Raw genomic sequence first — 12,165 nt, 5'->3', positions numbered from 1 at the left:
CCGAGACCTCTCACCGGGGATTTCGCCCCTACCTGCGGACCGACTACGGAGCGACGGCGCTGCGGTTCCCCGACCCGGCCGCCAGCGCCGGGTCGGCCGTCCCGTCCGGTACCGGGTCAGCCGCCCCGTCCGGTACCGGGTCGCCCGTCCCGTCCGGTACCGCGGCGGTCGCGCCGGTCGGTGCGGCGCGGAACCCGTCGGCGCACCGCTCGTTGCGCAGCCGGATGCAGCCGAGCTTCGGGATCCGGACCTCCGCGGTCCCGACGATCCACCCGGGCTTGACCGGGCCGCTGAGCGGGTCGGCCTGCGCCTGGTCGTAGGCGCCGTTCGCGTCGCCCTTCGTGATGAACCCGGCGTGGGGCGCCGGGCAGGTCGGCAGCGCCTCGTCGGCCGTCTCGCCGCACTCGCTGTAGCGGCCGATCGACTGCCGGTCGGCCTCGTCGTACCAGTTCTCGCCTTCCTCGACGTAGAACATCGCCCGGTGGATGATCGGCGTGGCGCTCGCGCTCCCGTCCGGTTTGTAGACGATCACGTCCCCGGCTCGCTGGAACTTCCGGTAGTCGCTGTCCTGGCCCGACTGCAGCGTGACGACGCCGGTCCCGTCGACCGCGCCGTCGCCCGGGAACCGCTCCTCTTCCATCACGAACACCAGGTCGCCGGTGCTCATGTGCGGTTCCATGCTCCCGCTCTCGATCGCGACCATCGGCGGCCAGACGCCGCTGACCGCGAACAGCAGGGCGCCGACCAGCAACACGGCCAGCGCGCTCGACACCACGTCGACCACGAAGGTCCGCAGCCCGCTCCCCCCGGCCGTCTCCTCGCCGGCACTCGACCGGTGTGGGGCGGGGGCGTCGGCCGCCGCCTCGCCGCGGTTGACGGCGACACCCGAGGTCCCGTCGCTGGCCCGGGTTCCCGGGGGATCGCCCCGGTTCCCCTCCGTTTCGGACGCCCGACTCTCCTCTGTTTTGGACGCCCGACCCCCCTCCGTTTCGGACGCCCGACCCCCCTCCGTTTCGGACGCCCGACCCCCCTCCGTTTCGGACGCCCGACCCCCCTCCGTTTCGGACGCCCGGTTCTCCCCTGATTCGGGGACTCCGCCCGACCCCGCCCGACCCCGCCCGTCGTCGGTTTCGGCGTCCGGTTCCTCCTCGGCGGTCGCGTCTCGATCGGACGGTGCGTCGTCGACACCCCCGGGATCCGGGCCGGCCTCCGCCGGTCCGCTTCCGTCGTCGGTCTCGCCGGGGCCGGTCCCGTCGTCCCCACCCGGTCGGTCACCGCCGTCGACGGGCCGGTCGGGATCCTCGGACGGCGGTTCGTCGTCGCGGGGCGGACTCATTGCCGGCCCGTTGGGTCAGTGGCGGTTTGAATGTTCTGACCCGCCCCCGACCGGCCGCGGCCCCGCGGTCCGCTACGCTTTTGCGGACTGCCGCCGATCACCGACTGTGCCGCTCGAGACGCCGGTTCACGTCGCCAACGAGCTCGCCAGGCGGGGGTACAACGCCGAACCCGAGGCGGTCACCCTCCTCGCCGGGACCCCCGACCCCGCCGGCGCCCTCGACCGTACACTCGAAACCGTCCCCGACGACGCGGTCAAGCTCACCGCCGACCACGTCAAGGAGGTCGTCGATACCCGCTCGCGGTCCAGCGATCCGGCCAGCGGAACCGAACCGGACCCGACCGCTGAAAGTGCCGCCGAACCGCCGACGGAAGACCCCTCTGTTTCAACTGGAGACGACGCCCCCGAACCGGCGGACGGGGGCGGGGACCCTGCAGTCGAAACGAAGGGGTCCGCCACGGGCGAGGACGGCGCCGCGACCGACGAACAGGGACAGTCACCGGCGGATCCGGACGGGGCGTCACCGGCCGGCTCCGGGGTTCCGTCGGGATCCGGGTCCGGCGGGGGAACCGATCCGGACCGGACGGATGCGACAGCCGATCCGGGCCCGACGGACAGGACGGGCGCGGGGGGCGGTCGGACGCCGGCCGACCCCGACGAGCAGTCGGTCGCGATCGAGGGCGACTTCCAGAGCACGGGGACCGGCGAGTACTCCGATTTCGTCGCGGTGTTCCGCGACCGCTACGAGACGCTCTCGAAGCAGCTGCGCGGGCGGGTCAACCACCGGCCAACCGACGCCATCGAGTCGATGCCGGGCGGCAGCGAGGCGGCGCTGGTCGGCATGGTCTCGGACATCCGCTCGACCGCGAGCGGCCACTGGCTGGTCGAGCTGGAGGACACCAACGGCACCTTCCCCTGTCTGGTGATGAAAGACCGCGACATCGCCGACCTGGTGAACGAACTCCTGCTCGACGAGGTGATCGCCGTGGACGGCACGCTCGCCGACGACGGCGGCATCCTCTTCGTCGACTCGCTGTACTTCCCCGAGATCCCGCGCACCTACGAACCGTCGACCGCCGACCGCGAGGTCGAGGCGGCGCTCATCAGCGACGTGCACGTCGGCAGCCAGGAGTTCGAAGCCGACGCGTGGCACCGCTTCACCGACTGGCTGCACACCGCCGACGCCGACCGGGTCGAGTACCTCCTCATCGCCGGCGACATGGTCGAGGGCGTCGGCGTCTACCCGGACCAGGACGAGGAGCTCGACATCGTCGACATCTACGAGCAGTACGAGCGGTTCAGCGAGTACCTCAAGGAGGTGCCCGGGGACGTGGAGATCGTCATGATCCCGGGCAACCACGACGCGGTCCGGCTGGCCGAACCCCAGCCCGCCTTCGACGAGGAGCTCCGGTCGATCATGAGCGCCCACGACGCCCGTATCTCGGGCAACCCCTCGACCGTGACCGTCGAGGGCGTCGACGTGCTGATGTACCACGGCGTCTCGCTGGACGAGGTGATCGCCGAGCTACCCGACGAGAAGGCCAGCTACGACGAGCCGCACAAGCCGATGTACCAGCTGCTGAAGAAACGCCACGTCGCCCCGCAGTTCGGGGGGCAGACCCGCCTGGCCCCCGAAGAGGAGGACCACCTCGTCATGGAGACGGTCCCCGATATCTTCCACTCCGGCCACGTCCACAAGCTGGGGTACGGCAAGTACCACAACGTCCTCACCATCAACTCCGGCTGCTGGCAGGCCCAGACGGACTTCCAGAAGAGCGTCAACATCGACCCCGACGTGGCCTTCGCCCCTATCGTCTCGCTGGACACGCTCGACCTGCGGATCCACGACTTCGAGTAGGCCGGCGCGCGCACCCCCTCACTTCGGGTGGAACTACCCGCTCACCCGAGCAGCGGCGTCTCCTCGCCGGCGACGACCAGGATCAGTCCGACGAGCGCGAGCACCGGGTAGGCGGGGTGAGCGGCGGCGAACTCGACGAGCGCCGCAGCGGCGCCGCTGTCGGCGAGGGTCGTCGCGGCGTTCGACCCGGACTGGCCGGGGACCGAGAGCCCCTGGGGCGTGCCGAGACTCGCGGCGGTGACGGCCGCCGTACAGACGAGCGTCACCAGCCCGGCGATCCGCAGGGTCTGTCCGTCGAGGACCGTTCCGGTTCCGGGGTTCCCGCCGAGTCGCGCCATCGAACGTGGGCAGGCGTCACGACCGGATAAATCTACGTCAGACGCCTATCGCTGCGACCGTCTCAGCCCCCGATCAGCGGCGTCTCATCGCCGGCGGCGACGAGGACGAGCCCGACCACCACCGCGGCCGGGTAGGCGGGGTGGGCGGCGCCGAACTCGACGAGGGCGGCGACCGCGCCCGCGTCGGCGAGGAAGGCGGCGGTTCCGCCGGCCGTCTCCCCGCTGCCCGAGGCGCTTCCCGTGGAGACGCTGACCGCGGCGACTCCGATCGACAGGACGATCATGAGCGACCCGACGACCCGCAGCACGTGCGCGCTAACCGTCGTTACCAGCCGCGACCAGAGACCGGAGGAACTCATTGCCGGATACGTACGGCTTCCAGGAACTTAACTGCGCGTTAGATACGACAGGGGGCGCCCCCGGTCCGGTCGACACCCTCCGGATCGGAATCCCCCCGGACCGGGTCGGCGGGAGCGGCGGTCGGGAGCGAACGAGTTCGGCCGGGCCGAAATCCTGCCGGAAGCGGCGACAGCGGGCGGGTCTCGCCGGGCCGAGGGGACTTATGTGAGCGGCGGCCGTCAGTCGATCCCATGTCCGACGACTGGGACCCGGCGACGAAGGCACTGCACGTTGGCCAGGAGGAACCCGACGCGGCGACCGGCGCGCGCGCGCCGCCGATCTACCAGACCACGAGTTACGTCTTCGAGGACGCCGACGACGCCGCCCAGCAGTTCGCGCTGGAGAAGCCGGGCCACATCTACTCGCGGCTGATGAACCCGACGAACGCGATGCTCGAGGAGCGGCTCGCCTCCCTGGAGAACGGCGCCGCCGCGGTCGCCACCGCCTCCGGGATGGCCGCCTTGAACCTCGCCACCTTCATGCTCGCGGACGTGGGCGACAACGTCGTCACCGCGTCGTCGCTGTACGGCGGCACCTACACCTACTACACGCACACGGCGCCGCGGATGGGCGTCGAGGCGCGGTTCGTCGACACGCTCGACTACGAGGCCTACGAGGAGGCCATCGACGACGACACCGCCTACGTCCACCTCGAAACCATCGGCAACCCCGCGCTGGTCACGCCCGACATCGAGCGGATCGCCGACATCGCCCACGACCACGGCGTCCCGCTGTTCGTCGACAACACCTTCGCGACGCCGCATCTCTGCCAGCCGATCGACCACGGCGCCGACCTCGTCTGGAACTCCACCACGAAGTGGATCCACGGCCACGGCACGACCGTCGGCGGCATCCTGGTGGACGGCGGCTCCTTCCCCTGGGACGAGCACGCCGAGAGGTTCCCGGAGATCGCCGAGCCGAACCCCGCCTACCACGGCGTCAACTTCCGCGAACGGTTCGGCGACGCCGCGTTCACCTACGCCGCGGTCGCCCGCGGGCTGCGCGATCTGGGCTGTCAGCAGTCGCCGTTCGACTCGTGGACCACGATGCAGGGGCTGGAGTCGCTCCCGATGCGGATGGACCGCCACTGCGAGAACGCGATGGCCGTCGCCGAGCACCTCGCGGACCACCCCGAGGTCTCCTGGGTCACCTACCCCGGTCTCGACGACCACGAGACCCACGGGGAAGCCAGCGAGTACCTCGATGGCGGCTACGGCGGCATGATCACCTTCGGCCTGGAGGAAGGGTACGACGCCGCCCGGACCACGGTCGAGTCGACGGAGATCGCCTCGCTGCTGGCGAACGTCGGCGACGCGAAGACGCTGATCATCCACCCCGCCTCGACGACCCACCAGCAACTGAGCGACGAGGAGAAACAGGCCGCCGGCGTCACCGACGACATGGTTCGCCTCTCGGTGGGTCTAGAATCCGTCGACGACATCGTCGCCGACCTCGACCAGGCCATCGACGCCGCGACGAACTGAGAAGGGGAGTCGCGGTCCCGTTTCGACCGGGGTCAGTCCAGCACGTCCTCGCCTTCGAGCACGTCCTGCAGTTCGGCCATCGTCTCGACGATGGTGTCGCAGGCGGGCGCGACGGCGGGTTTCGGGTCGAAGCCGACGGCCAGCCCCGCGACCTGCAGCATCGGGAGGTCGTTGGCGCCGTCGCCGACGGCGATGGTGTCGCCCCGGTCGGCGCCGACCACCGCGGTCAGCACCTCCAGCGCGTCGTCTTTCGTCCCCTCGATGAGCGGTCCTTCTACCGTGCCCGTCAGTTTCCCGTCCGCCACGGGCAGCCGGTTGGCGACGATGGCGTCGACCTCGACGCCCTCCTTTTCGAGTGCGCGGGCCACCCCGCGCTCGAACCCGCCGGTGAGGATGGCGACGTAGACGCCGGCCTCCCGCAGCGCCGCGATCACGTCCGCGGCGCCCGGTCGGAGCTCCACCTGGTCGAAGGCCGCCTGTGCCTCCTCGTCGGGGAGGTCCTCCAGCAGCGCGCAGCGCTGGCGGAGGCTCTCGGCGTACTCGATCTCGTCGTTCATCGCCCGCTCGGTAATCGAAGCCATGTCGTCGGCCGTCCCGTTTCGCTCGCCCAGCAGGACGGTCATCTCCGAGTCCGAGAGCGTCCCGTCGAAGTCGAACGCGACTACGGTCATTACTGCCCCGTTCACCGCCCGGGGCAAAAACATGGGTGAAAGCCGCCGGCGGCTCAGTACTCGTCGTCGTCGCGGACGGGGACGTAGATCTCCCGGTCGGCGACGGTCGTCGGGTCGCGGTCGGACTCGTAGCGCTCGAAGACGGGCGCGTGGACCTCGTCGTCGTCGCGGTCGTCGTCCCGGAGCTCCTCCGCGTGGACCTCCCGGACCATCTCCTCGACGGACTCGTGGTCCGGTTCGAGGACGGCGTAGGTCGCCTGGGGGATCTCGACGGCCGTCAGCTCCGGCGAGAGGTCGTCGGTGTCCTCGATCTCTCGGCCGGCGACGTAGGTGAACTCGCCGCTGTCCCCGTCCACGTCGAACATGACGGCGTAGTAGTCGGTGCCGACAGCGGTCTCGTCCAGGTCGTCGGCGTAGTCGTCGATCGAGTCCCACAGCGCGGCCTCGTCGACGTCGGTCCCCCGGTGGGCGACGCCCGCGACCGTGAAGTCACCGTGTCGTTCCGTCTCGGGTTCGTCTGTGTCGAGTACCATACCGTGCCGTCGTTGGGCCGGAGCCGGCTTACGTGCCCGGAATCGGGGGACAACCGGGTGATCAGCCGGCGTCCAGACCGGGGCGACTCGCAACCGCCGCTTGCGAGTTCAGCCGTCCGAACGACACCGGTCGTTGGGGACTCTCGACGCCCGACGCCGGTAAGCCGGTCCTACGGCCGGGGCGGTTCGCCGTCGTAGCCGTCGACGTCCTGATAAAAGTTCAGCAGCGCGAACTTGAGTTTCTCCGGCTCGACGTCGACCATCTCGCGGCGCTCCTCGGGCGGGAAGGTGCCGCGGACGGAGTAGTCGGACATCTCGACCTCCGAGCGCTCGGTGTAGCGCCTGTCGAGCAAGATTCGGGCGCCGAAGTCCTCCGGCGAGCGGACGACCCGGCCGAGCGCCTGGCGGGTCTTGCGGACGGTGGGGATCTCGACGGCGTAGCGCCAGCCCGCGCCCTCGTCGTCGTCGCCCCGGCCGCCGGCACCGCCGGAACTCTCCTCCTCGTCGCCGAACGCGGCGTCGTAGGCCTCCTGGACGGCGTCCATGCGGTCGTCGAGGTGGGGATACGGGACGCCGACGACCACGACGGTCCGGGCGTCGTCGCCGTCGAAGCTCACCCCCTCGGCGAGGGTGCCCCACAGCGAGGTGAACAGGACGGCGTCGTCGTCGTCTGTGAACCGCTCGCGCAGCTCCTTCGCGCTCGTGCCGGGGCGGTCGAGGTACGTCGCGCCGGCCGTGTCCACCCGCTGGTGGTAGCGCTCGGCCTCGGCGTAGCTCGGGAAGAAGGCCAGCGTGTTGCCGGGCGTGAACCGCGCGGCGTCCTCCAGCGCGCCGGCGACCGTCGACTGCACCTCCATGTCGTCGCGCTTGCTGGCGAACAGTGCGGGCCCGTCGACGGCGTAGGTGCGCCGTCGCTCCTCCGGGAACTGCGGCCCGTAGGCCAGCGTCTCCGGGTCGTCGAGGCCGAGCACGTCCTCGGTCACGTCGAACGGCCGCAGCGTCGCGCTCATCAGCACGCTCGCGTGCAGGTCGGCGAAGAGATCCGCGGTCACCTGGCTCGGGATGCAGGTGTACAGCTCCGCCCGGCCGTAGATCTCGCCGGCCTCCCGCGGCCCGCCCTCCTCCGCGCGGCGGACGCTGACGACGGGGTACTGCCCCTCGGCGGCGGACTCGTCGAGCCAGTCCTCGACGAACGTGGCCGCCTGCAGGGTCTGACACTCCTGGCGCGTGGTCGTCTCCCCGTTCTTGTAGGCCTCCTCGTAGGACTGGTCGAGTTCCCGCGCGAGGTCGAGCGTCCGGTCGAGTTCCTCGCGGAAGCCCGGCCCGGAGTAGTTCTGCAGGAAGGCGAGCGTCAGGTCGTCGCGGGCGTCGTCGTTGTCGATCGACAGGTCGTACCAGTTGTCCTCGACCTGCTCGCGCTCGCCGAAGGAAAAGGCCTCCTGGTAGGCGTCGACGAGCGCCCGCCTGAAGGTCTCGAGGACGTTCAGCCCGGCCTCCGCGCGGGGGTCGTCGCTCCCCTCCAGTTCCTCGACGGCCTGGTCGAGCGTCGTCTCGGTGAGCGTGCGGCGGGCGTGGTCGCGGGCGGCGTCCTCGACGTTGTGCGCCTCGTCGAAGACGGCGATCACGTCCTCCGGGTCGCGGCCCAGCCACCGGAAGAACTGCTCGCGGATGGTCGGGTCGAGCAGGTGGTGGTAGTTGCAGACCACGAGATCCACGCCGTCCATGCCCTCCTTGAGCAGTTCGTAGCCGCACATCCCCTCGCGCTCGGCGTAGCCGTACACGTCCTCGGGGGTGCGCACGTCGTCGTAGAGCCAGCCGTAGAAGGCGTCGGTGTCTGCGGTCAGGTTCTCGTAGTAGTGCTCGCAGACGTTCCGCTCCTCGCGGATCTGTTCGATCTCTTCCTCGACGGACTCCAGTTCGTCCATCACCGCGCCGCGGGCGTCGGCCGCCTCGCTGCTCCCGTCCTGGCTCTCCTCCAGGAGCGCGCGCTGCTGTTCTTCGAGTTCCGCCAGGTTCTCCTCGGCGTCGACGAGTTCGCGGGTGGTGTCCCGCAGCGCCTGGCACTCCTCGTAGCCCACGTCGATGTGGCACATCGAGGCCTTCCCCTGGAAGACGACCGCACGGATCGGCTCCTGGTCGGTGATCGCGGCGGCCTCGCGGACGAACTGGCGCATCTGCTGGTGGACGTTCGTCGTGATGACCACGGTCTTCGACGTCTCGCGGGCGTACTCCAGCGCGGGCGCCAGCGCGGCGAGGGTCTTGCCCGTCCCCGTGGCGCCCTCGAAGAGGACGTTCCGGGCGTCGGCCAGCGCGTCGTAGATGGTGCCCATCGCCTCCGTCTGGTGGTCGTACGGCTCCTCGTACGGGAAGAATCGCAGGTACTCCGGGTCGGACGCGCTCGCCACTGTGGGTACGTCTTCGCGCGCCCGAATAAAAGCCCTAGCCCCGCGCGGCGGGCCGCGTGCTCGTCGCGGTTCCGTCGGGGGAGCCGCGGCGGACCGCCGCTCAAAGCCAGTTTGAAGCTTACGGGAGTAGTATTTGTACGCCGACCGACGATCCGAGTGCGATGACCGAGGACTGCCACCCTGACCGGTCGCCCGCGACCGGCACCTCCGACCGACGCACCGCCCGCGGACAGCGACGCGATCCACGTCCGCGGAACGCCACTGTCTACCCGCTCCCGACGGGGGTGGTCGGATGACCGGCACCCCATCCGTCACTGCGGGCGCTCGCGGGCTCCCCGCGCGAGCGCGCCGCGGCGCCCGGCTCGCTCTGGTCGCCGTCCTCGTCGCGACGCTGGTCACCAGCCCGCTGGCGGGGGTCGTCGCCGCCGGCGCCCCGGCGAACCCGTCCTTCGAGGAGACGATCACCACGGTCCGACAGGGCGAGACGGCCGAGATCACCATCAACGCGACCGGCTCCGACGGCGAAGGCATCCGGTTCGCGGTCGGTGACGCGGACGCCGAGGACCAGAACTTCGAGGCCCGCGCGACGGTCACCGACGCCGACGGCGACGGGACCGTCGTCGTCCGCTTCGACACGGCGGCGGTCGACGAGGGCGGCCCCGGGTCGTACCTCACCGTCGCCGACGGCGACGCGATCGACAACCGGACGGAGCTCGCGGGCACCGACGACCCGCTCGCGCCGGCGGCCTACGACCTCTCGCTGGGCGACCCCGCCGACCCGGCCGCCATCGGCACGCTGGCGTTGCTGAGCGCCGACGGCGAGTCCGCGGAGGACGATGCCACCGACGGGGCCGACGAGACGGCGACGCCGCGCCCGCTGCACGACGGGACGAGCGTCGACACGAACGACGACGGCAAGGTCGTCGTCGACGCGGCCCCACAGCAGACGATTTCCGGCGAGACGACGCTCGACCCCGGGACGACGCTGGCCGTCCGGGTGACCTCCAGCTCGTCGTCGTCGCCGTTCCTCATGCAGGTCGAGACCACCGTGGACGACGACGGGACCTTCGCCGCGTCGTTCGACTTCGGCGACGTGTCGGCGGGCACGCCATTCGAGGTGACCGTCCGCAGCGACGGCGAGGGGCTCGCCGAGGCCTACGGCCGGGTCGCCGACTGCGAGGGCGACTGTCCGACCGCGACGCCCGCGGACGCCGAGGGATCGACCGCGACGCCGCTCGCCGCCGACGGCGTCGGCGTCCAGGGCGTCACCCAGGTCACCAGTGGCGACGTGGCGCGGATCCCCGTCACGTTCGGTGACGCCGACGCGCTGACGGTCACCCTCGGCGACGAGGCGGAAGTCAACTACGAGACGACCGCGGTGATCCGCGACACGAACGGCGACGACCGCGCGGTCGTGGTCGTCCGGACGGGGGCGACCGACGACGCCGACCGGCCCGTCCTCGCCGTCGCCGAGGCCGGCGAGACCCGGCCGGCGAACGTCACGAGCGAGACGACGCTCGACAGCCCGCTCGACCCCTTCGACTACGACGTGGCCGTGTCGGCGGGGGCCGGCGCGGACGGCGAGCCCGACGCCATCGGCACGCTCGTCGTCATGGCCGACGACGGTGCGGGCGGTTCGGACGGCGACGGCTCGACGGCCACCGCAGCGGACCCGCCCGCCGGACCCGACGGCGCGACGGTCGCCGCCGCCGGCGGCTCCGGCTCCCTCCTCACCGGCTTCGGAGCGCTGGCACTCGGCGGCCTGATCGCCTTCGGCGGCGTCGCCCTCTTCCTCGGCTTCGTCCGGGGCTGACCAGCGTCCGGCTCGCGCGTTCCGGCGCTTCGAACCTGTTTTCGACTTCAGTTCTCCACTACCGTTTTCGCGCACCGCGGCTGTTCTCCGCGTTCTCACCGTTCCTCACTGGTGTCGCCGCCGTCGTCACTTTCGGCGCTGTCGCCGCTGTCGACGGTCGCCGCTTCGACGCTCATCGCTGTCGACGGTCGTCGCTTCTATCCTCGTCGCGCGCGGATGCCGACCGTCCTGTCGGTGTGAGAAACGTCGGTGGTCGGGGCGCGGCGCCTGTCGATCGAGATGCGGCGTCTACCGGTCCAGCGCCAGGGCGGCGAGGGCGGCCAGCGCGAGGCAGCCGAAGAAGAAGAGGACGCCGGGCTCGACCACGTCGAAGACGAGCCAGGCCAGCGACCCGGGTTCGCCGACGGTCGCGTTGGGGCTGGCGGGGCCGGCGCCGGCGCCGCCGATGGACGGGCGGGCGACCCGTTCGGCGCCCCACTGGACGAGCAGGGCGCCGACGCCGAGCAGCCCGATCCCGCCGACCACGTCGGTCAGCGTCCGCTGGACGCGCGGGCGGACCTCCTCGTTGCCGACGATCACCAGCGGGTCGCTCGCCGGCCCGTAGACGGTCATCTCGTTGCCCTTCTCGGAGTAGCGCGTGTCGACGGGCTCGACCAGCCCGGCCGCTTCGAGGTTCGAGACGTGGTAGTGGACGTTCTGGACCGAGGTGTCGACGGCGTCGGCGATCTCCGAGGCCGTGCGAGGCTGCTCGAACAGCGCCCGGTATACCGCTCGCCGGGTGTCCGTCGCGAGCGCGTCCAGCACGTCGTCGGTCTCCTCGCCCTCGACGTCGAGGACCCGCAGTCGCTCGTCGCTGGTCGCCGTCCGGTCCTGGATGCGGTCGATGAGCCCCGACATCTCCTTGTTCGATCCTTCCGTCCCCGCTCATATAGCCCTACCCGAAGGTTAAATCCCGCTTTGAACGGTCGCTGTCTAGCGATTCGGGGATGGTCGGTGTGGGGGTGTGGGGTCCGTTTCCGTCGGCTGTGTCGTGGTTCGTATTCGGTTCGTAGGAGTCGATTGGGTCTCACTCGACGGTGAGCGGTGAAAGCCCTCGGCGCGCTAGCAGTAATCGCAACTATCGTCGACAGCAGGCGCTGAAAGCCCTCGGCGCGCTCGCTCTGGACTGGATCGACCGTACTCAACGGTAGGCGATGAAAGCCCTCGGCGCGCTCGCTAACTGGAGCCGATACCGCAAGAAACGGCAGGCGGTGAAAGCCCTCGGCGCGCTCGCGGTCGCTGAGCGACATACCCTCGCTGCGCTCGGGTAGGGGTCGCTCAGGCGACTG

Annotated in this window: 10 protein-coding genes; 3 read left to right on the top strand and 7 right to left on the bottom strand. The window is 70.8% G+C overall.

The features are described from left to right. Positions 1–43: 43 nt before the first annotated feature. The gene (locus ACMGFG_RS18400) at positions 44–1,336 is read right to left on the bottom strand and encodes a S26 family signal peptidase (RefSeq protein ID WP_436931774.1); all 1,293 of its coding nucleotides are present in this window, start codon (positions 1,334–1,336) and stop codon (positions 44–46) included. A 106-nt stretch (positions 1,337–1,442) separates the two neighbouring features. Between ACMGFG_RS18400 and ACMGFG_RS18395 the strand changes: the two genes are divergently transcribed. Beyond that, positions 1,443–3,194 (top strand): DNA-directed DNA polymerase II small subunit, encoded by a 1,752-nt coding sequence (locus ACMGFG_RS18395; protein ID WP_436931773.1) that lies wholly within the window; start codon positions 1,443–1,445, stop codon positions 3,192–3,194. A gap of 41 nt (positions 3,195–3,235) precedes the next feature. Here the strand turns inward: ACMGFG_RS18395 and ACMGFG_RS18390 are convergent, their stop codons facing one another. Both ACMGFG_RS18390 and ACMGFG_RS18385 read right to left on the bottom strand, forming a co-directional pair. After that, complete coding sequence (locus ACMGFG_RS18390; RefSeq protein WP_436931772.1) at positions 3,236–3,532, bottom strand: hypothetical protein; 297 nt, start codon at positions 3,530–3,532, stop codon at positions 3,236–3,238. Between the two features lie 62 nt (positions 3,533–3,594). Beyond that, positions 3,595–3,891: a hypothetical protein gene (locus ACMGFG_RS18385; protein ID WP_436931771.1), complete on the bottom strand. Its 297-nt coding sequence runs from the start codon at positions 3,889–3,891 to the stop codon at positions 3,595–3,597. A gap of 231 nt (positions 3,892–4,122) precedes the next feature. Between ACMGFG_RS18385 and ACMGFG_RS18380 the strand changes: the two genes are divergently transcribed. After that, positions 4,123–5,415 (top strand): O-acetylhomoserine aminocarboxypropyltransferase/cysteine synthase family protein, encoded by a 1,293-nt coding sequence (locus ACMGFG_RS18380; RefSeq protein WP_436931770.1) that lies wholly within the window; start codon positions 4,123–4,125, stop codon positions 5,413–5,415. 32 nt (positions 5,416–5,447) lie between these two features. On the opposite strand, the gene serB is transcribed toward ACMGFG_RS18380, so the two are convergent. The 3 genes from serB to ACMGFG_RS18365 all read right to left on the bottom strand — a co-directional run bounded on the left by serB (position 5,448) and on the right by ACMGFG_RS18365 (position 9,024). Next, the gene (serB, locus tag ACMGFG_RS18375) at positions 5,448–6,086 is read right to left on the bottom strand and encodes a phosphoserine phosphatase SerB (protein ID WP_436931769.1); all 639 of its coding nucleotides are present in this window, start codon (positions 6,084–6,086) and stop codon (positions 5,448–5,450) included. Between the two features lie 53 nt (positions 6,087–6,139). Beyond that, a complete protein-coding gene (locus tag ACMGFG_RS18370; protein ID WP_436931768.1) occupies positions 6,140–6,619 on the bottom strand; it encodes a GyrI-like domain-containing protein in 480 nt (159 codons plus the stop codon). Between the two features lie 170 nt (positions 6,620–6,789). Further along, a complete protein-coding gene (locus tag ACMGFG_RS18365; protein ID WP_436931767.1) occupies positions 6,790–9,024 on the bottom strand; it encodes an ATP-dependent DNA helicase in 2,235 nt (744 codons plus the stop codon). A gap of 292 nt (positions 9,025–9,316) precedes the next feature. On the opposite strand from ACMGFG_RS18365, the gene ACMGFG_RS18360 reads away from it, so the two are divergent. After that, positions 9,317–10,837: a BGTF surface domain-containing protein gene (locus ACMGFG_RS18360; RefSeq protein WP_436931766.1), complete on the top strand. Its 1,521-nt coding sequence runs from the start codon at positions 9,317–9,319 to the stop codon at positions 10,835–10,837. A gap of 288 nt (positions 10,838–11,125) precedes the next feature. Here the strand turns inward: ACMGFG_RS18360 and ACMGFG_RS18355 are convergent, their stop codons facing one another. Next, positions 11,126–11,734, bottom strand: a complete 609-nt coding sequence (locus tag ACMGFG_RS18355) for an ArsR/SmtB family transcription factor (protein ID WP_436931765.1) — start codon at positions 11,732–11,734, stop codon at positions 11,126–11,128. Positions 11,735–12,165 lie beyond the last annotated feature (431 nt).

Origin of the sequence: Halosimplex halobium (assembly GCF_051414055.1) — an archaeon.
Lineage (GTDB): Archaea > Halobacteriota > Halobacteria > Halobacteriales > Haloarculaceae > Halosimplex > Halosimplex halobium.
Note: the sequence above shows the minus strand (reverse complement) of the source record. Positions and strands in the feature narration are given on the sequence as shown.

Coding starts and splice junctions, on each gene's coding strand:
- ACMGFG_RS18400 (WP_436931774.1), bottom strand. CDS start 1,336: ATGAGTCCGCCCCGCGACGACGAACCGCCGTCCGAGGATCCCGACCGG.
- ACMGFG_RS18390 (WP_436931772.1), bottom strand. CDS start 3,532: ATGGCGCGACTCGGCGGGAACCCCGGAACCGGAACGGTCCTCGACGGA.
- ACMGFG_RS18385 (WP_436931771.1), bottom strand. CDS start 3,891: ATGAGTTCCTCCGGTCTCTGGTCGCGGCTGGTAACGACGGTTAGCGCG.
- ACMGFG_RS18380 (WP_436931770.1), top strand. CDS start 4,123: ATGTCCGACGACTGGGACCCGGCGACGAAGGCACTGCACGTTGGCCAG.
- serB (WP_436931769.1), bottom strand. CDS start 6,086: ATGACCGTAGTCGCGTTCGACTTCGACGGGACGCTCTCGGACTCGGAG.
- ACMGFG_RS18370 (WP_436931768.1), bottom strand. CDS start 6,619: ATGGTACTCGACACAGACGAACCCGAGACGGAACGACACGGTGACTTC.
- ACMGFG_RS18360 (WP_436931766.1), top strand. CDS start 9,317: ATGACCGGCACCCCATCCGTCACTGCGGGCGCTCGCGGGCTCCCCGCG.
- ACMGFG_RS18355 (WP_436931765.1), bottom strand. CDS start 11,734: ATGTCGGGGCTCATCGACCGCATCCAGGACCGGACGGCGACCAGCGAC.